Below are 23,713 nucleotides of genomic sequence, written 5' to 3'. Positions count from 1 at the left end.
CATGGGGCATTTTCCGTATTTTCCGCCGATCCCCGTTGCGGCGGCGGTTCTGAGCCGCACGACGTTGAACGGGAGCAACCCTTCCCACACGAGGAAACGCAATGACCACTCACAGCGACGCCGAAAGCCCGGAAACCCGGATCGGCAAGGATTTCGTCCGCACCATCATCGACGCCCACATCGCCGAGAACAAATACGACCAAGGCCGGGTGCAGACGCGCTTTCCTCCGGAGCCCAACGGATACCTGCACATCGGGCACGCCAAGTCCATCTGCCTGAACTTCGGCCTCGCCAGGGAATACGACGGCAAGTGCTTCCTGCGCTTCGACGACACCAACCCCTCCAAGGAGGAGCAGGAATACGTCGATTCCATCCAGGAAGACGTGCGCTGGCTCGGCTTCGACTGGGACGAAAAACGCTTCGCCTCGGATTATTTCGACCGCATCTACGCCTTTGCCGAGCAGCTCATCCAGATGGGCAAGGCCTACGTGGACGACCTCAGCGCCGAGGAAATCCGCGAGTATCGCGGCACCCTCACGGAACCGGGCAAGCCCTCGCCCTTCCGCGAGCGGAGCGCCGAGGAAAACCTCGACCTGTTCCGGCGCATGCGCGCCGGGGAATTTCCCGACGGCTCCCGCGTGCTGCGCGCGAAGATCGACATGGCCGCGCCCAACATGGTCATGCGCGACCCCACGCTCTACCGCATCAAGCGGGCGCACCATCACCGCACCGGGGACGCGTGGTGCATCTACCCGATGTACGACTTCACCCACTGCCTTTCGGACGCCATCGAAGGCGTGACCCATTCCATCTGCACCCTGGAATTCGAGAACAACCGGGAGCTGTACGACTGGGTGCTGGACACCGTGGCCGCATTCCCGGAGCGCCCCTACCAGTATGAATTCGCGCGGTTGAACCTGACCTACACCGTGCTCTCCAAGCGCAAGCTGATCCAGCTCGTGTCCGAAGGCCACGTTTCCGGCTGGAGCGACCCGCGCATGCCGACCATCTCGGGCCTGCGGCGCAGAGGCTACACCCCGGAAGCGCTGCGCGACTTCTGCGACCGCATCGGCGTGTCCAAGGCCAATTCCATGGTCGATTTCGCCCTGCTGGAGCATTGCGTGCGCGAGGATCTCAACGCCCGCGCCCCCCGCGTCATGGGCGTTCTCGACCCCGTGCGGCTGGTCATCGAAAACTACCCCGAAGGGCAGGTGGACGAGTTCGACATGCCCTTCCATCCTGAGGACGAAAGCCAGGGCTCGCGCATCGTGCCCTTCTCCAAGGTGCTCTACATCGAGCGCGAGGATTTCATGGAAGAGCCGCCCAAGAAGTTCTTCCGCCTGGCCCCCGGCCGGGAGGTGCGCCTGCGCTACGCCTATTACGTGACCTGCACGGGAGTGGAAAAGGACGCGGACGGCAGGATCACGGAAATCCGCTGCACCTACGATCCGGAGACGAAAGGCGGCTGGTCCAAGGACGGACGCAAGGTCAAGGGCACGCTGCACTGGGTTTCCGAGGCGCACGCCGTTCCCGCGGAGGTCCGCCTCTACGACAAGCTCTTCAGCGTGGAGAATCCCGCCGCCGTCAAGGACCGCGACTTCAAGGAACTGCTCAACCCCGAATCCCTGACCACGGTCCAGGCCCTGCTGGAGCCCTGCCTCGCGCATCAGGAGCCGGGCTGGCTCTGCCAGTTCGAGCGGCTGGGCTACTTCTGCGCGGACGCCAAGGACCACGCGCCAGGCAAACCCGTGTTCAACCGCACGGCCACCCTGCGCGACACCTGGGCCAAGATCGCCCAGAAAAGCTAGGAACCGCCGATTCCAGCGGCCCTGTGCGCCGCACGACATTGAAGCGCCTGAACCGGAAATCCGGTTCAGGCGCTTCGTCGTCGAGAAGAGGAGGAGTGTAGAAAAAGCCGATACTGTCCCGCGCCCGCTGGCGCGGCATCGCTTCCGCTAGCGCCCGATCAGGGCCTTGGAGTGGAAGAAACAGTAGAAATCGCTTCGCTGGTGGTCGCTCAGCTTCGATCCCACGGCCCGAAAGCCGCTGCGGACCGTGGCGAGCATGGCAGGCAGTTCCCCTTCCAGGCGGAAGAGCAGCGCAATCGCGCAGAAAAGCATGATCGCTTCGGTGAAACCCATCTCTATGGACATGACAGCCCCCTGTGTTTGGATAAAAGGGTACACCGGGATTGCGCCAAGTCAAGCAACTGGGATTAATTCTTTATTTCACTAATCGAAAACGGACTTAAATCGGACCGGCGGAGTCTGAAATGCTTGCATTTTCCGCGCAAACGCAGCGGGGCGACTATTTTTCCGCCCGGTCCGTGCGTTCCGGCTGACGGCTCTGCTCCTCGTAGAACCAGGCCATGCGGTCCACGAACCAGAGCTTGCCGAGCACGGCCAGGGTCAGCCCCAGCAGGGTCAGCCACGGGTGCAGGATCGCCAGCCCCCAGCAGAGCAGCCCGGCACCGAGCAGCGCGAGTCCGGAAAGCAGCGCCGCAGCCCTGACGTGGTGCCTCGGCACGAGCAGCTCTCTCCGGCGCATCCAGAGGCGCTCGCCCAGGACGGCCTTGGAGGCCCAGCCTTCCGTGGACGCGGGCGGCGGAAACGCCCGCGGATTGAGCCAGGACCAGAACGCGAGAAGCAGAACGGGGGCGAGAGCCCACCATCCTATCCAGACGCGGCTCCAGACGGCCAGGGTCAGCAGGGGCAGGATGGGGATGCGGGTATAGACGCTCCAGGGATTGGCATGGCGCTCCCAGACAGCGGGGCGCATGCCCATGATCCGGCGGGTCGGCTCAAGGAAGTCCAACGTCTCTCCGAAGGCGGAATCACTTCTCGCCCTTGGCGCGAAGGAACTTGGCGTAGCGCTGGTCCTCGTCCTGGATGTGGACCACGAACCACTGCCGCAGGTAATCGTGCAGCGCGGCGCTGACTCCGGGAACCCCGGTACGCAGGTCCAGGTAGAAATCCTCGACTTCGTCCGAAAACTCCTGGTGCTCCCGGAGGTGCTCTTCGTAGGCGGGGTAGTTATGGATGCGGAGCAGCCGTTCCTCGCTCGTGAAATGGTAGGAGGTGTACAGCTTGAGCTGCTCCATGACCTCGTTGACGACTGTCTTGCCCTGGTCTTTTTCCACGGCCTCGCCCAGCGTGTTGATCAGCTTGACCATGTTCATGTGCTGGGCGTCGAGCAGCCCGATGCCCACTTCCAGATCCTTGCTCCACTCGATGCGTTCCATCTGCGCTCCTTTCCCGGCGCGGGATTACCAGTTCTTGTCGCCCGGAGCCTTGAAATAGAATTCCACGCGCCGATTCAGCGCCTTGTTGGCTTCCGTCGTGCTCGGCACCAGCGGCTTGGACCCGGCCAGGCCCACGGCCTTGAGCCGGTCCGGCGAGACGCTCGAATGTTCGAGGATGAAGCGCAGGCAGGCTGCGGCCCGCGTGGCGGAAAGCTCCCAGTTGGTGTCGAAGAGCTGCTCGTTGCGGCTCTCGCCGTCCGTGTGTCCGGTGACGATGAGGTTGAAGGGCGTGGAATTGAGCAGCTTGATGACCTCCACCAGCACGCTGATGGATTCGGGAGTGAGGTCGTAGGAGCCGGGCCGGAACATGGCCTTGTTGCCCACCCGGAGCATGACGCCGGTGTTGTCCACGCTCAGGGAGGCTTCGCCCGTAAGCGTCTCGTCCTGGATGAACTTCTTCAGCGAGGCGGCCAGCTGCTTGATCTCGGACTCGTTCTCCATCTCGGTCTTGAAGCTGCGCGACGTGTCCGCGTAGGGGATTTCCTTGGCGTCGCTGCGCTCCTTCTGCACGCCGAAGGCGTCGGACATGGCGCCCATGAGCATTTGGAAGTTGTTGATGTCCTGGTTGGTGAAGGACAGCAGCAGCACGAAAAAGCAAAGCAGCAGCGTGACCATGTCCGCGAACGTGGCCATCCAGGGCGGCAGCCCCTCTTCCGGGGGCGGTCCCTCCTCGTACTGCTCGATGATGAGGACTTCGTCCTCGGCTCTTCCCTTGGCCATGTTCCCCGCCTACCAGCTGTCGCCGTCCGGTTTGTGGAAATAGAACTCCACCCGCTGATTCGCCAGCCGTCCTTCCACCGTCGAGTTCGGGGCCACGGGCCGGGTCTGGGCGTAGCCCACGGCCTTGACCCTGTTCACGGGGATGCCGCCGACCTCCACGATGTAGGCCAGGGCGTTGGCCGCGCGCGCCGCGGAGAGTTCCCAGTTCGAGGGGTAGCGGCCCGAAGTGATCGGCTGGTTGTCGGTATGTCCGCGCACGACCAGATTGAGAGGATATTCCTTGAGCACCGTGACCACGCTGTCCAGGGCGCGGGTCGCTTCCGGATTGAGCTTGGCCGAGCCGGGCTCGAAGAGCGCGGAGCTGCGCACGTCGAAGAGCACCCCCTCCCTGTCCACGCGGACGCCGCTGGCCTGCTTCAGCTCCGGGGTCTTGTCCAGGATGGAGCGGATGCGGATGACCACGCCGGCGAGAATCTGCTCGGCGGAGCTGGTCGGTGCGGTCATGCTTTCGGTGCTGCTCGTCGTCTCCAGGCCGAGGTCCGACGACTTCGTGCGCACCACGCTCACGCCGAAGGCGTCCCGGATGGAGCCGAGCACGTCGCGGAACTTCTGCACGTCCTGATTGGCGAAGGAGAGCAGCAGCACGAAGAAGCAGAGCAGCAGCGTGACCATGTCCGCGAACGTGGCCATCCACGGCGGCAGTCCTTCATGCTTCGGCCCTTCTTCTGCGGGCTTCTTTACGATGATGATCCTTTTGCCCACGATCGCGCTCCGGGCCTAGCTCGAGGACTCGCGCATGGCCGGGCTGAGAAAGGCCATGAGCTTTTCCTTGACGATGGAGGGGTGGTCGCCCCGCTGAATGGAGAGCACGCCTTCAAGCATGATCTCCATGTAGAGCTGATCCTCGGCGCTGCGGCCCTCCAGCTTGGTGGCCATGGGCAGGAAGACCACGTTGGCCAGCACGGCCCCGTAGAACGTGGTCAAGAGCGCAACGGCCATGGCCGGGCCGATGGAGGCCGGGTCCGAAAGGTTCTGAAGCATGTTCACCAGACCGATGAGCGTGCCGATCATGCCGAAGGCCGGAGCCATGGTGCCCATGCCCTTGAGCACGCCCTGGCCCTGGAGGTGGCGCTGCTTCATGAACTTGATCTCGGTTTCCAGCACGGCGCGGACCAGGCTCTCCTCGGTGCCGTCGGCCACGAGCATGACCCCCTTCTTCATGAAGGGATCCTCGACGCTGACCTTTTCCAGGGCCACGAGGCTCTCGCGCCGGGCCGTGTCCGCCAGTTCGATGATCTTGCGGATGATCTGGTGCGGGTCGGTGCTCTTGAAGAACACGGTCTTCATGATCACCTTGACCGTGCCGATGATCACGTTCAGCGGAAACATGATGAAGGCGGTGGCGACGGTGCCGCCGAAAACGACGACCGCGGACGGAATGTCCACGAAGCCGACGACGTTGCCTCCGAGAAAAATCGTGGTGACGATCAGACCGAGACCGCCGATGAGTCCAATTACGGTTGCGATGTCCATGGTGCGCTATTTCTCGATTGCGGGTGATGCGTACTTGATCTCACGATCTTCATAGTAGAACCGCACGTTTTCCAGGTAGTCCAAGACCTTGTAGTAGGCTGGACCGATGCTGATCTCCACGCCGGGCTTGACGCTTCCCGGCACGATGATCCGGCAGCGCTCCAGCATCCCGGTGGCGTCGATGCGCTCCCAGAGTTGCGTCTTGCGTTGCCGCAGCAGGCGGAGCTTGCGTCGGAAGGAATCCCTCGCCTCCCGCAATTCCTTGTCCTGCTTATCGTCTTTGCCGATGTGCGCCTCGCTCAGCTTGATCTGCTCGTGCAGTTCGGCGATGCGTTCGTTGAGTTGTTGATCCGCAAAGAGCAGCATGGGGTCATACCCCGCCAGGATGGAGGTTTCGGCGCTCATGCCGCCTCCCAGCTGCTCCTCCACATACGCATACTCGAAGCAATAGACTTCGCAGCCCGTGAGCCGCCCCTTCACCGCCAGCTTGCCTCCGGCGAAAATCCTGCTGTGCAGGCAGGCCCCGTCCACCAGCACGTTGGCCCCGGCCTTGACGGTCGCGTTCTCGCAAAAACCGCAACGGAAGGTTTCCCCGGCCTCGATGAAGGCCCTGTTCCCTCCCTTGACTCCGGATTCGCAGACGATGGAATGAATCGCCCCCAGGGAGGCACCCTCGATGTTGCCCTTGACCCGCATGCCCGAAGCCCGAAGCCGGAACCCCGAGCGCACGGCGCCGTGCACGACCATGTCCCCCACGTAGGGGATGTTGCCCGTGTGGTAGTCCACGTCGCGGCGCACGTTGAGGATCTGTTTGACCACGATCAGGCCCTGATCGTAAAAGACGTAGCCGTTGCAGTCGGCCAGGAGAACGCGCGGGTTGCCCTCTTCGATGCGCGTGTTCCGGCCCTGCGGCAGCTTCGGCTCCAGGAGCACGAAGCGCGGGTCGATCCCTTTCAGACCGCCCTCGCCCACCTCGACGATCTCCGCGAGGATCTGCCCCTTGACCGTGTTCTGGACGTAGCCGAGGTCGAAATGGTCCACGGATCCGTCTTCGCGCTGGCGGGGTTGCAGATGGAAATGGTCGAAATCCGGGTCGAAGTAATGTCTGATGTAATAGGGCATCCGCTTCTTCCTTAGTCGATCCGCAAACCCAGCTCCTTCTCACTCTCCGCGTACTCGAAGAAGTCGCCCAATTTGACGAGTTCGAGCGTCCTGACGACCTCCTCGCTCGGCCGGAGCAGCCGGAAGTCCATGCCTCGGCTCACCGCGCGGGAACGCAAGGTCACCAGCAGGCCGATCCCCGAGGAATCGAGAAAGCGCACACGGGAAAGATCCAGCGCGAAAGCGGTCAATCCGCCCTCGCGCAAGTGCATATCCAACTCGCTTTTCAGCCGTCCGGTCCTTTCGATGCTCAGCCGACCGGAACAACGGACCAGCAGCAGTCCGTTTCGGACCTCGATGTCGAATTCCCGCATGACCCCTCGCATGCCCCGTCCCCCGCGGCATCCGTCTCGCAGACTTCGGACAAGCTAACCGCTGGGATAAAAAATGTCCATCAATCAGACGAAGCCCCATATCCCCTTATCAAAAAGCCGGTTTTCTTCAATTCCCGAATCTGCTACGCTTGCAGACATGCCTGCCAGGCCAGCTCCGGCCCCGAAGCCCACCCAAAGAGGACGGCCCATGAATTCCACCGACCAGCCACGCCCCTTTCTCGGCCTGATCACCGCCCTGGAATCGGAGACGAAAGCCTTTGACAGGGGCAAGCCCATCGCCCAGGGACACTTCCAGCGACGCGAATTCGACTGCGCCCAGGGCCGCGTGGTCTGCCTGCAATGCGGTCCGGGTCCGGAACGCTCCCTGGCGGCCGCGCGCGAGCTCGTGGCCGAGGGAGCAGGCGCGCTGCTCTGCGCGGGCGTCGCAGGAGGCATCGACGGCCGTTGCGAATGCGGCGAGCTGCTGATCAGCGAGGATGTCCAGCTGGTGCACGAAGGCGCGCCCCTGGCCGTGCCGCAGGAACGTCCGGGCCTGGCGGAGTCCGCGCTGCGTCTGCTCGCGGGCTCGCGATTCCGCTTCCGCGCGGGCATTCTGCTGACCACGGCCACCCCCCTGCTCGATCTCTCGGAGCGCGAACGCTGGCACACGCTCACGGGAGCCTCGGCCGTCGACACGGAAAGCGCCGGAGTCGCCCTGGCCGCCATGGAGGCCCGCATCCCCTTTCTCGCGGCGCGCGCCGTCTGCGACAGCATCAAGCGCCCCGTGTCCAAGGCCATGCTCGCGGCCTGCGACAACGGCGCGGCAGGAAGCGTGCGGGGCCTTGTCCGCGCGATCTTGCGACGTCCCTCCCTGCTCGGTGATTTTTGGCGGGCCGGGCGGGACTACTCCAAGGCGCTGGACACGCTCAGAAACGCACGCAAGGCCCTGTTCCAGGCCTGCTTCGAAGCCATGACCGACCCGGATCGCGAACGCTCCGAGGCCGACGCCCCGAACGCCCCCGGACCGGAAGAACCGATCCAGTAGCGTGGTCGTCGGCTACTGGCCGCACTCCTTGAGCAATCCGGAGAGCCGCTTGTCCGCAGGACCGAACCCGGACGTGCGCAACAGCTCCATGGCCGGACGGGCCTGCTTTGCGGACGCCGCCGCGTGCAGAGCCTTGACGAGCGTTTCGGCATCCCCGCCCTTGGCGCCCTCCCCGAACCAGACCACCGGCCCGGCAGGCAGATTCGGCACCTCGAAGAGCACCTTGTAGTTCAGCTCGTCCTTGTAGGACAGGTGCGCGGTCGCCTCATACTGAATGTTGTCGAGCACCACTCCGGCCAGCCCTTCCCCGCCCAGGTCGCGCAGGGCCATGAGCGGGGCGCGCTCCCCGCGAAAGCCCACGATGCCGCCGTTGCGGCCGCGCAGCAGCAGGCAGGCCGCGGTCTCGCGCTCGAACAGCATGCTGCCCGCGAAATCGCCGGCCAGTTCCCTGTCGCTGTACTCCGGAGCCGTCAGCACCCGCCAGATGTCCCCTTTTTCGCCACCGGGCAGGGTCGAGGCCACGGGGGTCATCTTCAGCCTGCCCGCGTATTGCAGATAAAATCCCAGGGAAACCACGCCCCAGCGCGGCGGCTCCCGCTCCAGCAGGTCCACGGCTCTTTCGGAGTCGTTGGTGAAGCCGCCCTGCACGGAACGCCCCGTCTTGCGGGCGAGAAATTCGGCCAGACCGTCCACAGCCTGCACGGCTTCTTCGGGCGATTCGGGCGCGCCCGGCAGCACGACCAGGAAATCCAGCGGGGTCGGCCCGGGGGCCGCGTCCTCGCGCGCGCAGGGCGGGCCTCCGGCCTTGGCCTGGGAGACGCTGTCCGCGTCCTGGGCCAGGCCTGGGCGGGGCAGGAGGCAGAACGCGGCCAGCAGGACGGCGCAAAGTATCGACGCCCTGACGCGGGCGGGGAAAACCGAATGGAAGGAAGGCGCACGATGCGGAAAGGGAAGATGCATGGAGAACTCCTCGTGTGGATGTGGCCCTTTCCTACCCCTTGAAACGCTTCGGGGTCAACGCGGAGCGGGCGAGTTGCCAAACTCGCTCCGGCGAGGTATCCGCATCCGATCCAAGCCGAAAGGAGCACCGCGCATGGAAGTGATTCGCGCTGAGACCGCAGGATTCTGCATGGGCGTGGACATGGCCCTGAACAAGCTGGACCGGCTCATCGAGACGAACAGCGAGGGACGCGCCATCCACACCCTCGGACCCATCATCCACAATCCCCAGGTGCTGGCCCGCTACGAGGGCCAGGGCGTCCGCACCGCGGGCTCCCCGTCCGAAGTGCCGCAGGACGCGCATTGCGTGATCCGCGCCCACGGCATTCCGCGCGAGGTGGAGGAGGAATTGCGCGCGCAGGGCGCGACCATCCTCGACGCCACCTGCCCGCGCGTCAAGAAGGCCCAGACCCTCATCGCCCGCCAAAGCCGCGAGGGACGCCTGCTGCTGCTCTACGGAGAAGCCGACCACCCCGAGGTCAAGGGGCTGCTCTCCTACGCCGGGCCGGAAGCCGTGGTGTTCGACGCGCCGGAGGAGCTGGACGTGGACGGGCTGGACCGCACCCGGCGCTACGTCCTCGCCGCCCAGACCACCCAGGACCGCGAGGCCTTCGAAGCGCTCGCCCAGGTCATGGAGGCCGACCCCGATCTGGACGTGGTCGTGCTGCATACCATCTGCGACGCCACCAAGCTGCGCCAGGAAGAAGCCATGCGCATCGCCTCGGACGTGGACTGCATGGTCGTGGCCGGCGGGCGCATGAGCGGCAACACCCGGCGGCTCGCCCAGGTCTGCGAGGCCAAGGGCGCGCGCTGCGTGCTCGTGGAAACCCCGGAGGAACTGCCCCTGGACGAACTCCGCCGCTGCCGGCGCATCGGGCTGACGGCCGGAGCATCCACTCCCGGCAGGATCATCGACGCGGTGGAGCGCATCCTCCTGGCGCTCTAGCCCCGCCTCTCCGGGAATCCTGCCGGCAAGCGGGCCGCCCGCCTTGAAGCGACCGCCGCTCCCCTCTTCTCTTCAAATCATGCCTTTCGCGCTTGCGGCTCCGGCGGCGCGCGTCTTCTCCCATTCCCCACCAAATCGACCGGAAATCGACGCGGCGGCCCGTGAATCGCCTCCCGGTGCGCGTTCAAGGCGCTTGAACGTTGTTTCCGTACACACGACCCGCAATCGTCACTTCATTCAACTTGACTTTCCCGATGGGAACTGGAATTCCCACCTCTGTCCACCGTTTCAATCAAATGTTTGTTTCAATAGCAGGACGAGATATCTATAGATGACGAACAAGGCACATGCGGAAGGCGGAACCAAGGAAAAGCTCCTGGCCGCCGCGTCCAGGGTATTTTCGGAAAAAGGCTTTCTTGCCGCCACGGTGCGGGAGATCTGCCAGCTTGCGGGAGCGAACATCGCCGCAGTGAACTATCATTTCGGCGACAAGAAGCACCTCTACGAGGCGGTGCTCAAAAACATGCTCGAAGACTGCGGCTGCGCCAACGCCAAGTCCATCGATCCGAATCTGCCCGTGGAGGAACGCATCACCGTCTTCATCCACGAGGTCACGCGGGACATCTACGGCGACCCGGACCCGGACGAGGACAGGGGCCAGCTTTCCGCCATCTTCCACATGGAGCTGGCCCACCCGAGCGAGACGTGGCCGCAGCTCATCGAGGAACATCTGGCGGTGGACAGCCTGCTGCTGCGCGGCATGATCGCCGAGATGCTCGGCCCGGACGCGGACCCGGAACTGGTCCGGCAGAGCTGCATTTCCATATACGGAATGATGACGCACCACGCCCTGTGCTGGCCCATCGTCTCCGTCATCCACAAGGACCATCCCGACCCGTGCGCCTTCCGCGAACGGCTCGCGGAACATGTTTCACGATTCGCCCTGGCGGCGCTGCGGAGCATCGCCGAAGACCTGCGCGCGTCGCGCGCAAGCAAGGACCGCACATGAGTCTGCAAGAAAAGATCAAGCTTCCCAAACCCGGAAAACGTCGCAAGCTGCTCATGGGCGCGGGAGTCGCGCTGCTGCTCCTGGCCGCTCTGCTGCTGACGCGCGGCGGCGACCAGGCCGCACCGGAGGCAGCCGCGCCCGCCGCGACCAAGGCGCTGCCCGTGCTCGTCGCCGAGGTGCGGCCCGCGACCCTGCACGACACCCTGACCCTGCCCGGCTCCACGGAAGCCCTGCGCGACGTGACCATGGCCGCCGAACGCGCCGGCCGCGTCGAGTGGATCGGCCCGGTGGAGGGCGACAAGGTCACGGAAGGCGAGGTCGTGGCCAAGATCGACATGGACAAGGCCGAGGCCGACCTGCTCAAGGCCCGCTCCGCATACGCCCTGGCCAAGAAGCAGGCCGAAAGGCGCAAGGAGCTGCGCGGCAAGAACCTGCTCTCCCAGGAAGAACTGGACCAGGCCAACACCGAGCTGGAGTCGGCCACCTCGGACCTGACCCAGGCCCAGGTCAACTACGACCAGGGCCTGATCAAATCGCCCATTCCGGGCCGCATCAACGACCTCGCCGTGGATCCGGGCGAGTACGTGGACGTGGGCCAGACCGTGGCCGAAATCGTGGATGTCTCCAGCATCCGCGTCAACGTGAACGTGCCCGAACTGGACGTGCGCTATCTGCACGTCGGCCAGACCGTGAACGTGAGCGTGGACGCCTACCCCAAGGAATCCTGGACCGGCCAAGTGGACTTCGTGGCCTATAAGGCCGACGAGGCCACCAAGACCTTCCGCACCCGCGTGGTCGTCAACAACTCGGACGGGCGCATCCGGCCCGGCATGCTCGCGCGCGTGCGGCTGGAGCGGCAGGTCGTGGAAAACGCCGTGTCCGCGCCTCTCTACGCCATCGTGGACAAGGGCGGAGAGCGCATGCTTTTCGTGGAGGAAAACGGCGTGGCCCGCGCCCGGAACATCGTGTTCGGCATCATCGCCGGGGACCGCGTCCAGATCCTCAAGGGCCTCAGCCTGGGCGAAAAGCTCATCGTCAGCGGCCAGAACACCGTTGAGGAAGGGGTGCCCGTGGAGGCCCACCCGGCCGAGGAAAGCCTCGCCCCCCTGCCCGGCCTGGACGGAGGGCAGGACGCGCAGCCCGCCCCCGACGCCGCGAAGCAGGTCCGGCCCGACCCTGAAAGCCGCGTGCTGAGCAGCCCCGGCGACAAGCCCGCGGAGGGCTCCGCCCAATGATCATCAACAAGGCAGCACTGGCCCGCCGCCCCGCCGTCATGGTCCTCGTGGTCTTCATGATCGTGGCGGGCCTCTCCAGCTACGTTTCGCTCCCGCGCGAATCCGATCCGGACATCACCATTCCGTATGTCTTCGTGACCACCACCTACGAAGGCGTGGCCCCGGAAGACATGGAAACCCTGGTGACCATGCCGCTGGAGCGCAAGCTCAAGGGCCTGTCCGACGTGGAGGAGATCTCCTCGGTCTCGGACGACGGCGTCTCGGCCATCGCCATCGAATTCACGCCGGACGTGAACATCGACGACGCGCTGCAGAAGGTCCGCGACAAGGTGGACCAGGCCAAGCCCGACCTGCCCTCGGACCTGCCCGACGACCCCATCATCGAGGAAAAGAACTTCTCGGACTTCCCGATCCTGAACGTGGTTATTTCCGGTCCCTTCAGCCTCAAGCGGCTCAAGGTCTTCGCCGAGGATTTCGAGGACCGCATGGAAGGCGTGGAGGGCGTGCTCGACGTGGAACTGGTGGGCGGCCTGGAACGCGAGATCCACGTGGAAGTGGACCTGGACCGCGTGGCCTTCTACAACATGCCCTTCCAGAGCCTTCTGAGCGCGGTCAAGGATTCCAACGTGAACATGCCGGGCGGCTCCATGGACATCGGCCGCCAGAAATACCTCGTCCGCGTGCCGGAAGAATACGAAAACCCGGACGAGATCAACAACATCGTGGCCTTCGTGCGCGACGGCAAGCCCGTGTACCTGCGCGACATCGCCACCATCCGCGACCATTACAAGGATCCCTCGACCATCAGCCGCATCAACGGCAACCAGTCCGTGACCCTCCAGGTCAAGAAGCGCACCGGCGCGAACATCGTGGAGGTCATCGACTCGGTCAAGCAGGTGCTCGACGAGATGCGCCCGCAATTCCCCCCGGACCTGAAGATCGACCTCACGGGCGACAAGTCCACGGACATCCGCAACATGGTCGCAGACCTGGAGAACAACATCCTCTCCGGCCTGCTCCTGGTGCTGGCCGTGGTCTTCGCCTTCATCGGCGGCCGCTCGGCGCTGTTCGTGTCCATGGCCATCCCGCTGTCCATGCTGATCACCTTCATCCTGCTCCAGGCCTTCGGCATCACCCTGAACATGGTGGTGCTCTTCTCCCTGACCCTGGCGCTGGGCATGCTCGTGGACAACGGCATCGTCATCGTGGAAAACATCTACCGGCACATGCAGAACGGCAAGACCCGCGAGGAGGCCGCAGTCATCGGCACGGACCAGGTGGCCTGGCCCGTGATCACCTCGACCCTGACCACGGTGGGCGCGTTCTTCCCCATGATCTTCTGGCCCGGCATCATGGGCGAGTTCATGACCTTCCTGCCCCAGACCGTGATCATCTCGCTCTTCGCCTCGCTCTTCGTGGCCCTGGTGGTCAACCCGGTCTTCTCCGCGCTCTGGCAGACGGCCAAGACCGCGGAGCAGGAATCCCATCCGGGCATCATCGACCGGGGCGTGAACAAGGTCCGCGACAGCTACGGCCGCCTGCTGGAATGGTCCCTGGACAACCGGGGCAAGATCTTAGCCGCCTCCTTCGCGCTCTTCGTCGGCTCCATCGTGGCCTTCGGCATGTTCGGACGCGGCGTGGAGTTCTTCCCCGACACGGACCCCAAGGTCGTGTACGTGAACATCAAGTCCCCCATCGGCACCAACCTGAAGGCGTCGGACGAGCTGACCCGGCAGGTGGAAAAGGTGGCCATGGAATATCCGGACATCAAGTTCGTCATCGCCAACGTGGGCACCGAGGCGGGCGGCGGCCTGGGCTCTGCCGGCGCGGGCAACTCCCACCTCTCCTCGGTTTCCCTGGACTTCAAGGACTTCCACCTGCGCTCGCGGCCCTCGCCCGGGGTGGCCGACGAAATCCGCGGCCGGCTCACCGCCATGATCAAGGGTGCCGAGGTCCGCGTGGAAAAGGAACAGGGCGGCCCGCCCACGGGCAAGCCCATCAACCTGGAAATCTCCGGCGACGACATGACCGAGCTGGGCCGCATCGCCGAGGAGGTGCGCAGCCGCATCAAGGAGCTGCCCGGCCTCGTGGACCTCAAGGACGACTACGTTTCCGGCAAGCCGGAAATCCGGGTGGACGTGGACAAGGAAAAATCCGCCCTGCTCGGCATCAGCGCCTATACCCTGGCCTACACGGTCAAGGCCGCCGTCAACGGGGCCAAGGTCGGCACCTACCGCGAAGGCAAGGACGAATACGACATAGTGGCCAAGCTCGCGGAAAAGGACCGCACCAGCGTCGAGGGCGTCAAGCGCATCACGGTTTCCGGCCCGGAGGGCCAGCCCGTGCCCCTGACCTCCCTGGCGGCGGTGCGCCTGGCCTCGGGCCTGGGCGCCATCAAGCGCATCGACCAGAAGCGGGTGGTCACGGTCTCCTCGGACCTGGCCACGGGCTACCTCGCCAACGACCTGCTCGTGCAGATCAAAAAGATCCTGGCGGACTACCCCCTGCCGCGCGGCTACGAGTTCCACTTCACGGGCGAGCAGGAGGAGCAGGCCAAGGCCCAGGACTTCCTGGCCAAGGCATTCGTGGCCTGCCTGTTCATCATCTTCCTGGTGCTCGTGAGCCAGTTCAACTCCGTGCTGACCCCGTTCATCATCCTCACGTCCGTGATGCTCTCGCTCATCGGCGTGTTCCTGGGGCTGCTGGTCTGCAACATGCCCTTCGGCATCATCATGACCGGAGTGGGGGTCATCAGTCTGGCGGGCGTGGTCGTGAACAACGCCATCGTGCTCATCGACTACTTCGAGCAGCTGCTCCAGCGGGGCATGGACGTGCGCGAGGCGCTCCTGCGCGCGGGGATGACACGCTTCCGCCCCGTCATGCTCACGGCCATCACCACGGTCCTGGGCCTGCTGCCCATGGCCACGGGCGTCAGCTTCGACTTCTTCTCGTTCGAGATGGTCATCGGCGGCGAGTCGTCCCAGTGGTGGGGCTCCATGGCCGTGGCCGTAATCTTCGGCCTGGGCGTGGCCACCCTGCTGACCCTGGTGGTGGTGCCCGTGCTCTGCTCGCTCAAGGAATCCTTCCGCGCCTGGATGGCGGGAAGACGAGAACGCGCCTCGGCCTGAGCACGCGATACGGAAAGCAATCCGCAATAAAAAAGGGGCCGCAAGGCCCCTTTTTCCATTCGTCGCCCTTTTTCATTCCTCGCTGAGATCCTCCCAGACGGAAACGCCGCTCTTGCCCGTTCCCTTGACCCGGTACATGGCCTGGTCCGCCTTCTTGATCAGGCTGTCCACGCTCTGGCCGTGGTCCGGGCAGATGCTCATGCCGATGCTCACGCCGAGATCGCCGCAGTGCCTGCCGCACGGCAGGAAGGGCTTGTCCAGGGAGGCGCGCACCCGCTCGGCCACGTTCACGGCCTCCTCGACGCTTTCGATTTCCTGAAGGATGATCACGAATTCGTCGCCGCCGATGCGGGCGGCCGTGTCCATCTCCCGCAGGCAGGACTTGACGCGGGTCGCGACCTCGCGCAGCACCTCGTCCCCGGCCTCGTGGCCGAAGGTGTCGTTCACGGGCTTGAACTTGTTCAGGTCCAGATAAAGCAACGCGGCGCGGCCTCCGTAGCGGGCCACGCGGGCCGAAGCCTGGGCTATGCGGTCCATGCAGAGCGTGCGGTTGGGCAAACCCGTCAGCGGGTCGTAGAGTGCGAGATGTCGGATACGCTCCTCCTGCTCCTTGCGGTCGGTGATGTCTTCCTTGACGGCCACGTAATGCAGAACCGCGCCGTCCGGCCCGAGCACGGGCGAAATGGAGGCGGATTCCCAGATGCGGCGGCCGTCCTTGGTTTCGTTGAGAAATTCCCCGCGCCACTCCCGGCCCGCAGCCAGCGTGGCCCAGAGTTCGCGATAGAATTCGTCGGGGTGCGCGCCGGACTTGAGCATGCTCGGAGTCCGGCCGATGACCTCGGCCATGGAGTAGCCCGTCACTTCCGTGAACTTGGGATTGACGTACTCCACCCGGCCCTCCGGGTCCGTGATCACGACCGAGACCGGACTCTGCTCCACGGCGCGGGAGAGCGTGCGGATGCGGCGATACGTCACCGCGCGATCGGAAATGTCGCGCACGTTGGCGATGATGGCGGCGTCGCCCTCCATCTCTGCCTTGCGCAGATAGACCTCGACCTGGAAGGTGGTTCCGTCGTGCGGACGCTTGGCCATCCACTCGAAGAATTGCGGCTCCCCGGCCACGACCCGGTCCCAGCGCTGCGGCAGCTCGTGCACGGGCGCGTCCGGAGCGGAATAGTCGTCCACGATGGAAAGCTCCAGGGCGCGATCGCGGCTGACCCCGTACATTTCCAACATCTTGCGGTTCACGTCGATGATCCGGCCGGAAATGTCGTGCACGAAAATGGCGTCGTAGGATCCGTCCAGGACAACGCGCAGATTGTGGCGGGAACGGCGCAGTTCCCGTTCGATCTTGCGGCGCTCCTCCACCTCGGCCCGGAGCATGGCGTTGGATTCCCGCAGCTCGGCTGTGCGCTCGGCCACCTTCCGCTCCACGCTGACGAGGTTGCGGGAAAGCGCTTCCTCGGCCTCGCGCTGGGCGGTGATGTCCTCGACCATGCCCTCCATGAAGCCTTCCTGCTCCTCGCCCGCGCTGCCGGGGACGAAACGCAGGGAAAAACGGGCCAGAAAAGCCGTGCTGTCCAGGCGCAGGGGCCGCGCCTCGAAAACCACGGTGCGTCCGGGGTGCTCGGCGGCCTCGCGCAGATGGTCGAAGCAGACGTCGCCGCAATAGGAAACAAGATGCGACTGCCCATCCCCGCAGGTCATGCTGCGCCCGTTCTCGCAGCCGAGCATGCGCACCAGGGTCGGGTTGACCATCAGGAACTCTCCCGCCGGAGTGGCGGTGAAGATGCCCACCGGGGAATTCTCGAAAATTTCCCGATAGATGCGGCAGAGCTCTTCGCTGCTCTTGATGCCTGTTCCTTTTCGCTTCAAAGCCGTTCCGTGGATAGGGTAGGGTTCCAGGGCCTGACCGCACCATCTTTTCGCCATGATAAGCATTCTTACGACACTTTGGAACTCCCTGCGACAAAAAAGAATTTGCCTCCATGATACCGATGGATTAGGGCTTTGAAATGCGTTCGCCACGCCTTGAATCGACCCTGCCCGCCGCAGCTCGCCGATGCGCGTCCCTGCTGCTGCTTCTTTGCGCGTGCATTGCCGCGGCCCCCGCCGCCGCGCGCGGCCCCGCGGTGAACGCCCCCCGCAGGCCCATCCTGGCCCTGCTCGGCCTGCGCGTCGTCCAGGCCCTGCCCCACGACCCCGAAGCCTTCACCCAGGGCTTCTACGCCAAGGACGGCCTGTTCTACGAATCCATCGGCCACTACGGCGCGTCCGAGCTGCGCGTGGTGGAACCGAAAAGCGGCCGCGTGCTGCGCCGCCGACGCCTGCCCGACGACCTTTTCGGCGAGGGACTGGCCCCGGCCGGACCGAAAATCATCCAACTGACATGGAAATCCGGACGGGCGCTGCTCTGGGACGGGCGCACCCTGGGGCGGGCGGGCGAAGCGAACCTCGGCCGCGAGGCCTGGGGACTGGCCGCCGGACCGGAAACCCTCTACCTCAGCGACGGCTCCGAACGCATCTCCCTGCTCTCGCCCACGAGCATGGCCGAGACGGGAAGCATCGTGGTCCGGGACGGGACAAAGGCCGTGAGCCAGCTCAACGAGTTGGAGTACGTGCGAGGATATCTGCTCGCCAACATCTGGTTCGAGGACAGCATCGCGGTCATCGAACCGGAAACCGGGCGCGTGTCCGCCTGGATCGACCTCGCGCCGCTGCGGCCCCTGCTCGGACCGGACGCGGGCGTGGCCAACGGCATCGCCTGGGACGGCGAGCGGCTCTACGTCACGGGCAAGAATTGGGACAAGGTCTTCGAGATCGAGGTTCCGGACGCGCCCTGGGAACGGGCTCCCGCGCCGCACTGATCCTTCCTACCCGCCCGTCGGCGCTACTGCCCCTGAATCGGCGAGGGCCGCAGGAAAAGCCAAAGCCCCACGAGAATCATGGGCACGGAGAGCACCTGGCCCATGCTCAGCCAGCCGAAAGCCACGTAGCCGAGCTGGGTGTCGGGCTGGCGGGCGAACTCCACCAGAAAACGGAAACATCCGTAGCCCATGAGAAACAGGCCTCCGGTGGAGCCGATCCTGCGGGGCTTGCGCGAATAGAGCCAGAGCAGCAGAAACAGGCAGACGCCTTCCAGGCCGGCCTCGTAGAGCTGGGAGGGGTGGCGGGGAACGCCGCCCGCCAGCGGATTCGGGAAAACCATGCCGATGGGCAGGTCCGTGGGACGGCCCCACAGCTCGCCGTTGACGAAGTTGGCCAGCCTGCCGAAGAACAGCCCCGGCGGCACCAGGGGCACCAGGAAGTCGCCCACGGTCAGGAAGGGGATGCCGTAGCGCCGGGCAAAGAGAAACAGGACCAGGATGACGCCGATGGCGCCGCCGTGAAAGGACATGCCGCCCTGCCAGACTTTGAAGATGTCCGCGGGGTGGGCGAGGAAGTACGAGGGATTGTAGAAGAGCACGTAGCCCAGCCTGCCGCCGAGCACCAGCCCCAGGATCAGCCAGGTCACGAGGTCGTCGAAGCGGCGGGGAGTGACTCCGCGCCAGGGTTCCTGCGCCCGGCGGTTGCCCCAGAACCAGGCGACGATGAACCCGGCGGCATAGGCCATGCCGTACCAGCGCAGGGCCAGCGGGCCGATGCGCAGGGCCACGGGATCGAAGTCGGGAAGTATGATCACGTTTCCTCCTGCGGGAGCTCAGGCGCACAGCGCCGCAATGCTTTGTTTCCGCGCCGAATTGCGCTACGATGCACCTCGCCTGCGACGCAGGGTGCGCCAGGTCGCCCCCCGCGTCAACCCCGGAGCGGGCAAAGGCTTCAAGACGACACGCGCGGCGCAGCGCGGCGAGCAAGGCGAACTATGGAACCATCGCGACAGATCGATATTCTGGACATGCCCTTCGAGGGGCTCGCCGCCTATTGGCTGTCCATCAAGAAGCTTTCCGACGCCAAGAAGATCCGGCCCATCCTGGAAGAAGAACTGGCGCACACGGGAGAGCCCTTCGTGCGCTTTCTGCTGGAGGCGGTCTTTTCCGGGCTGGACTCGCCCACGGTGCGCCGGCTGGCCGAGGCCCGGCGCGACAAGCTCCTGCGCAGCCACCGCCGCAAGCTGGACATGATGCGCGTGACCCTCATCGCCGTGCCCGCGCGGGAAAACCCCCGCGTGACCCTGGTGCGCATGAACGGCCTCTTCCCCCAGCCGCCCATGGAGGAAAAGCGCGCCATCGACATGGCCGGGGCGCTCGCGGACAGCGTGCGGAAAAAGGAAGGCGACATGAAGACCCTGCTGGAGGTGGACCACAAGATGTCCGCGGACCGCCTCCTGGTCAAGATGCTCTTCTACGCCATGCACGCCCGGCAGCACAAGCGGCTCGGCCTGGAACGCTTCCTGCCCTATGCCCGCACCCCGTTCTTCGCCGAGGGGCTGGCCCTGGTGGTGGACGGATTCGACGCGCGCTTCCTGGAGCGCCACCTGCCCCGCGTGCGCGACGAGATCTTGGATCAGGCCGGACGCAAAATGGATATGGCCACGGAGATGGCCCTGGCCGTGCGCGAAAAGCTCAGCTACGAGGACGTGCACCTCATCGCCAGGGCCTGGCTGCCCTGATCGGGGCCGCACCCCTTGCCGCTCTTGGCTTGCAACCCGAATTCGGTTACGGTCACACCCCCATGAAGCAACGTCACAAGACCCGCGAAGTGCGCATCCGAGGCGTGGGCGTGGGCGGGAGCAATCCCGTGCGCGTCCAGTCCATGTGCAACACCGACACCCGCGACGTGAACGCCACCCTCGCGCAGATCGCCCTGCTCGCCGAGGCCGGCTGCGAAATCGTGCGCCTGGCCGTGCCCGACGAGATCGCGGCCAACGCCCTCGCCGCCATCCGCCGCAACACGGACGTGCCCCTCGTGGCGGACATCCACTTCGACCACAGGCTGGCCCTCCTGGCCGCCAAGGCCGGAGTGGACGCGCTGCGCATCAACCCCGGCAACATCGGCGGCGCGGACAAGGTCGATGCCGTGGTGGACGCGGCCCGCGACAAGGGGCTGCCCATCCGCATCGGCGTCAATTCCGGGTCCGTGGAAAAGCATCTTTTGGAGCGCTTCGGCGGGCCAACGCCCGAAGCCATGGTCGAGAGCGCCCTGGCCCACGTGGCCCTGCTGGAAAAACGCGGCTTCGACGCGATCAAGATTTCCCTGAAATCCTCGTCCGTCCTGAACACCATCGCGGCCTACCGCCTGCTGGCCGAGCGCGTGGACTACCCGCTGCACATCGGCGTGACCGAGGCCGGAACCCTGGTGCGCGGGGCCATCAAAAGCTCCGTGGGCCTCGGCATCCTGCTCTGGGAAGGCCTCGGCGACACGCTGCGCGTCTCGCTGACGCACGATCCCGTGGACGAAATCGGCGTGGCCTGGGAGATTCTGCGCGCCCTGGGACTGCGCGAGCGCGGCCCGGAAATCATCTCCTGCCCCACCTGCGGCCGCACGGAAATCGACCTCATCGGGCTCGCGGCCCAGGTCGAGGAACGGCTGCGCGGCGTGGAAGACGTCTTCACCTGCGCGGTCATGGGCTGCGTCGTCAACGGACCGGGCGAAGCCCGCGAGGCCGACATCGGCATCGCCGGCGGACGCGGACTGGGCATCATCTTCCGCAAGGGCGAGGTGGTGCGCAAGATTCGCGGCGAGGAAAACCTGCTGCCCGAATTCATGAAAGAACTGGACTCGTTTCTCGAAGAACGGAGAGGAAAATAAATGCGCCTGAGCCGCTACTACGTCCCGACACTGAAGGAGACCCCGGCCGAAGCCGAGGTCATCTCCCATAAAATCCTGCTGCGGGCGGGCATGATCCGCAAGCTCACCAGCGGCATCTACAACTACCTGCCGCTCGGCCTGCGCAGCGTGAACAAGGTCGCGAACATCGTGCGCGAGGAGATGAACCGCGCCGGAGCCATCGAAGTGCTGCTGCCCACGGTCCAGCCCGGCGACCTCTGGAAGGAGACCGGCCGCTGGGAATTCTACGGCAAGGAGCTGCTGCGCTTCAAGGACCGCCACGACCGCGACTACTGCCTCGGACCCACCCACGAGGAGGTCATCACCGACCTCGTGCGCGGCGAGGTGCGCTCCTACAAGCAGCTGCCCCTGAACCTCTACCAGATCCAGACCAAGTTCCGCGACGAAATCCGCCCGCGCTTCGGCCTGATGCGCGGCCGCGAATTCATCATGAAGGACGCCTACTCCTTCGACAAGGACGAGGCCGGAGCCGAGGAAAGCTACCGCGCCATGTACGAGGCCTACTCCAGGGCCTTCAAGCGCATCGGCCTGAAGTTCCGCGCGGTGCGCGCGGACTCCGGAGCCATCGGCGGCGACTTCTCGCACGAGTTCATGGTCCTGGCCGACACGGGCGAGGACACCATCGCGGTCTGCCTGGACGAGGGCTGCGGCTACGCCGCCAACCTCGAAAAGGCCGCCACCGTGGACCCCGGCGGACAGTGTCCGGCAACCACGGCCCTTCCCGGCGTGGAAGAAGTCGCCACCCCGGACCAGCACACCGTGGAAGAAGTCTGCAACTTCCTGAACGTGCACCCCTCGGAACTGGCCAAGACCCTGCTCTTCGACGCGGACGGCGAGCCCGTGGCCGCGCTCGTGCGGGGCGACCGCGAACTCAACGACGTCAAGCTGCGCAACCTGCTCGGCGCCAACGAGCTGAACCTGGCGACCGCGGAGCAGGTCCAGGCCTGGTCGGGCGCGCCCGTGGGCTTTGCCGGCCCCGTGAACCTCAAGGTCAAGCGCATCGTGGCCGACTTCGAGCTGCGCCAGGACCAGGGCTGGATCACCGGCGCGAACAAGGCCGACGCGCACCTGAAGAACGTGCACCTGGGCCGCGACGCCGAGATCGAATGCTTCGCGGACCTGCGCGTGATCACCCCCGGCGACCGCTGCCCCGAATGCGGCGGCCGCATCGACTTCTGGAAAGGCATCGAGGTGGGCCACGTCTTCAAGCTCGGCCTGAAGTACTCCAAGGCCATGAGCGCCACCTTCCTGGACGAAAACGGCAAGGAAAAGTTCATGGTCATGGGCTGCTACGGCATCGGCGTCTCGCGCATCGTGGCCTCGGCCATCGAGCAGAACAACGACGAGAACGGCGCCATCTTCCCGCCCAGCATCGCGCCCTACGAAGTCTGCCTCATGGCCCTGGGCGGCAAGGACCAGAGCGTCACGGACAAGGCCGAGGAACTCTACGCCCAGCTCCAAGAGGCCGGAATCGAAGTGCTCTATGACGACCGCGACGAACGTCCCGGCGTGAAATTCAACGACGCCGACCTCATCGGCTACCCCATGCAGCTGGTGCTCGGCGGCAAGGGACTCAAGAACGGCATCATCGAGGCCAAGGACCGCAGAACCGGCGAACGCGCCGAACTGCCCCTCGATGACTTCATCACCAACTTCAACGCCTGGCGCGACGACATCTGGCGGGCCTGGGGGCTGAAATAGGACCACGAACGACAACGCATGAAAATACAGATCAACGAAGCCGTCGAGATATCCGAAGAACATCTGCGACCGTACCCCAATGACGAAATCAATGAATTGCCCATCCGCAAATGGGAAGGTGAAACCCGCGTTATTCGCAACAAGAAGCAGCTCGAATGGGCGCTCGCGCGCATGGAAGGCGAAGAGCTGATCGGGTTCGACACGGAAACCCGGCCCGTTTTCAAAAAGGGCCACACGCCCGGACCGCCCAACCTGCTCCAGCTCGCCACGGCGGACCGCGTTTTCGTGATCCAGCTCCAGCATGTGGGCCTGGACAAAGGCCTCGCCAAGCTGCTCGCCGACCCGGAAGTGATCAAGTCCGGCGTGGCCGTGCACGACGACCTTGTCGGGCTGAAGAAAATCTACAAATTCACGCCGAAAGGATTTGTGGACCTGGGACAGATCTCCCAGCAGCTCAAGATGCAGACCCACGGGCTGCGCAACCTCTCGGCAAACCTGCTCGGCTTCCGGGTTTCCAAGGGCGCGCAGTGCTCCAACTGGGCGCGCGACCCGCTCTCGTCCAAGCAGATCGACTACGCGGCCACCGACGCCTGGATCAGCCGCGAACTCTACGTCGCCTTCCAGAAACTCGGCGTTTTCTAGCCGAGACTCGATCCCGGACCGCCGGGACGAAGCGACCGGGGAAAACCTTTTCTGCAAGAAAAGGTTTTCCCCGGACCCTTTTTCAAAACCGTCTCCCGCGCGCGGCCCAGGCCGCCCTGCGGCTGCATCCTTCCCCGGACTCCCGCCGCCGAATCGTTCGCCTCTCTTGTTCCCCCCGCCCGATTCGTGTAG

At 65.0% G+C, this 23,713-nt stretch carries 22 protein-coding genes; 11 read left to right on the top strand and 11 right to left on the bottom strand.

What is annotated here, in order from left to right:
- The first annotated feature begins 101 nt into the window (after positions 1 to 101).
- Positions 102 to 1,808 (top strand): glutamine--tRNA ligase/YqeY domain fusion protein, encoded by a 1,707-nt coding sequence (locus G452_RS0100880; protein ID WP_022660375.1) that lies wholly within the window; start codon positions 102 to 104, stop codon positions 1,806 to 1,808.
- 147 nt (positions 1,809 to 1,955) lie between these two features.
- Here the strand turns inward: G452_RS0100880 and G452_RS0100875 are convergent, their stop codons facing one another.
- The 8 genes from G452_RS0100875 to G452_RS0100840 all read right to left on the bottom strand — a co-directional run bounded on the left by G452_RS0100875 (position 1,956) and on the right by G452_RS0100840 (position 7,029).
- Positions 1,956 to 2,153 (bottom strand): hypothetical protein, encoded by a 198-nt coding sequence (locus G452_RS0100875; RefSeq protein WP_022660374.1) that lies wholly within the window; start codon positions 2,151 to 2,153, stop codon positions 1,956 to 1,958.
- Positions 2,154 to 2,307: 154 nt separating this feature from the next.
- The gene (locus G452_RS0100870) at positions 2,308 to 2,814 is read right to left on the bottom strand and encodes a DUF6653 family protein (RefSeq protein ID WP_022660373.1); all 507 of its coding nucleotides are present in this window, start codon (positions 2,812 to 2,814) and stop codon (positions 2,308 to 2,310) included.
- A 19-nt stretch (positions 2,815 to 2,833) separates the two neighbouring features.
- The gene (locus G452_RS17515; RefSeq protein ID WP_022660372.1) at positions 2,834 to 3,241 is read right to left on the bottom strand and encodes a bacteriohemerythrin; all 408 of its coding nucleotides are present in this window, start codon (positions 3,239 to 3,241) and stop codon (positions 2,834 to 2,836) included.
- A gap of 24 nt (positions 3,242 to 3,265) precedes the next feature.
- On the bottom strand, positions 3,266 to 4,021 hold the full coding sequence (locus G452_RS0100860) for an OmpA/MotB family protein (RefSeq protein ID WP_022660371.1): 756 nt from the start codon (positions 4,019 to 4,021) through the stop codon (positions 3,266 to 3,268).
- Between the two features lie 9 nt (positions 4,022 to 4,030).
- Positions 4,031 to 4,783 (bottom strand): OmpA/MotB family protein, encoded by a 753-nt coding sequence (locus G452_RS0100855; RefSeq protein ID WP_022660370.1) that lies wholly within the window; start codon positions 4,781 to 4,783, stop codon positions 4,031 to 4,033.
- Positions 4,784 to 4,798: 15 nt separating this feature from the next.
- On the bottom strand, positions 4,799 to 5,554 hold the full coding sequence (locus G452_RS0100850; RefSeq protein ID WP_022660369.1) for a motility protein A: 756 nt from the start codon (positions 5,552 to 5,554) through the stop codon (positions 4,799 to 4,801).
- Between the two features lie 6 nt (positions 5,555 to 5,560).
- On the bottom strand, positions 5,561 to 6,676 hold the full coding sequence (locus G452_RS0100845) for a DUF342 domain-containing protein (RefSeq protein ID WP_022660368.1): 1,116 nt from the start codon (positions 6,674 to 6,676) through the stop codon (positions 5,561 to 5,563).
- 11 nt (positions 6,677 to 6,687) lie between these two features.
- Positions 6,688 to 7,029 carry an STAS domain-containing protein gene (locus G452_RS0100840; protein ID WP_022660367.1) on the bottom strand — a complete coding sequence of 114 codons (342 nt, stop codon included), beginning with the start codon at positions 7,027 to 7,029 and terminating at the stop codon, positions 6,688 to 6,690.
- Between the two features lie 208 nt (positions 7,030 to 7,237).
- Here G452_RS0100840 and G452_RS17510 point away from each other — a divergent pair, with 208 nt between their 5' ends.
- Positions 7,238 to 8,074 (top strand): phosphorylase family protein, encoded by an 837-nt coding sequence (locus G452_RS17510; RefSeq protein ID WP_022660366.1) that lies wholly within the window; start codon positions 7,238 to 7,240, stop codon positions 8,072 to 8,074.
- 12 nt (positions 8,075 to 8,086) lie between these two features.
- Here the strand turns inward: G452_RS17510 and G452_RS0100830 are convergent, their stop codons facing one another.
- Entirely contained in the window at positions 8,087 to 9,034 is a 948-nt protein-coding gene (locus G452_RS0100830) for a substrate-binding domain-containing protein (RefSeq protein ID WP_022660365.1), read from the bottom strand.
- Between the two features lie 133 nt (positions 9,035 to 9,167).
- On the opposite strand from G452_RS0100830, the gene ispH reads away from it, so the two are divergent.
- From ispH to G452_RS17495, 4 genes are all read left to right on the top strand, one after another.
- A complete protein-coding gene (gene ispH / locus G452_RS0100825; RefSeq protein ID WP_022660364.1) occupies positions 9,168 to 10,019 on the top strand; it encodes a 4-hydroxy-3-methylbut-2-enyl diphosphate reductase in 852 nt (283 codons plus the stop codon).
- A 331-nt stretch (positions 10,020 to 10,350) separates the two neighbouring features.
- Positions 10,351 to 11,028 carry a TetR/AcrR family transcriptional regulator gene (locus G452_RS20305; protein WP_022660363.1) on the top strand — a complete coding sequence of 226 codons (678 nt, stop codon included), beginning with the start codon at positions 10,351 to 10,353 and terminating at the stop codon, positions 11,026 to 11,028.
- Positions 11,025 to 12,263 carry an efflux RND transporter periplasmic adaptor subunit gene (locus G452_RS17500; RefSeq protein WP_022660362.1) on the top strand — a complete coding sequence of 413 codons (1,239 nt, stop codon included), beginning with the start codon at positions 11,025 to 11,027 and terminating at the stop codon, positions 12,261 to 12,263. Before G452_RS20305 ends, G452_RS17500 begins: the two co-directional genes overlap by 4 nt.
- Positions 12,260 to 15,391, top strand: a complete 3,132-nt coding sequence (locus G452_RS17495; protein WP_022660361.1) for an efflux RND transporter permease subunit — start codon at positions 12,260 to 12,262, stop codon at positions 15,389 to 15,391. The genes G452_RS17500 and G452_RS17495 overlap by 4 nt, the downstream gene beginning before the upstream one ends.
- 72 nt (positions 15,392 to 15,463) lie before the next feature.
- Here the strand turns inward: G452_RS17495 and G452_RS20300 are convergent, their stop codons facing one another.
- Complete coding sequence (locus tag G452_RS20300) at positions 15,464 to 17,323, bottom strand: sensor domain-containing protein (protein ID WP_162141258.1); 1,860 nt, start codon at positions 17,321 to 17,323, stop codon at positions 15,464 to 15,466.
- 83 nt (positions 17,324 to 17,406) lie between these two features.
- On the opposite strand from G452_RS20300, the gene G452_RS0100800 reads away from it, so the two are divergent.
- Positions 17,407 to 18,258 (top strand): glutaminyl-peptide cyclotransferase, encoded by an 852-nt coding sequence (locus G452_RS0100800; RefSeq protein ID WP_022660359.1) that lies wholly within the window; start codon positions 17,407 to 17,409, stop codon positions 18,256 to 18,258.
- 23 nt (positions 18,259 to 18,281) lie between these two features.
- Here the strand turns inward: G452_RS0100800 and lgt are convergent, their stop codons facing one another.
- Complete coding sequence (gene lgt, locus G452_RS0100795; RefSeq protein ID WP_022660358.1) at positions 18,282 to 19,073, bottom strand: prolipoprotein diacylglyceryl transferase; 792 nt, start codon at positions 19,071 to 19,073, stop codon at positions 18,282 to 18,284.
- Between the two features lie 180 nt (positions 19,074 to 19,253).
- On the opposite strand from lgt, the gene G452_RS0100790 reads away from it, so the two are divergent.
- The 4 genes from G452_RS0100790 (at position 19,254) to G452_RS0100775 (ending at position 23,521) form a co-directional block, all read left to right on the top strand.
- Entirely contained in the window at positions 19,254 to 20,000 is a 747-nt protein-coding gene (locus tag G452_RS0100790) for a hypothetical protein (RefSeq protein WP_022660357.1), read from the top strand.
- A 62-nt stretch (positions 20,001 to 20,062) separates the two neighbouring features.
- Complete coding sequence (gene ispG, locus G452_RS0100785; protein ID WP_022660356.1) at positions 20,063 to 21,139, top strand: flavodoxin-dependent (E)-4-hydroxy-3-methylbut-2-enyl-diphosphate synthase; 1,077 nt, start codon at positions 20,063 to 20,065, stop codon at positions 21,137 to 21,139.
- Complete coding sequence (locus G452_RS0100780) at positions 21,140 to 22,879, top strand: proline--tRNA ligase (protein ID WP_022660355.1); 1,740 nt, start codon at positions 21,140 to 21,142, stop codon at positions 22,877 to 22,879. It abuts the gene before it with no gap.
- Between the two features lie 18 nt (positions 22,880 to 22,897).
- Complete coding sequence (locus G452_RS0100775; RefSeq protein WP_022660354.1) at positions 22,898 to 23,521, top strand: 3'-5' exonuclease; 624 nt, start codon at positions 22,898 to 22,900, stop codon at positions 23,519 to 23,521.
- Positions 23,522 to 23,713 lie beyond the last annotated feature (192 nt).

This window comes from Paucidesulfovibrio longus DSM 6739 (genome assembly GCF_000420485.1).
In the GTDB taxonomy this organism is placed as follows: Bacteria; Desulfobacterota; Desulfovibrionia; order Desulfovibrionales; family Desulfovibrionaceae; genus Paucidesulfovibrio; species Paucidesulfovibrio longus.
Note: the sequence above shows the minus strand (reverse complement) of the source record. Positions and strands in the feature narration are given on the sequence as shown.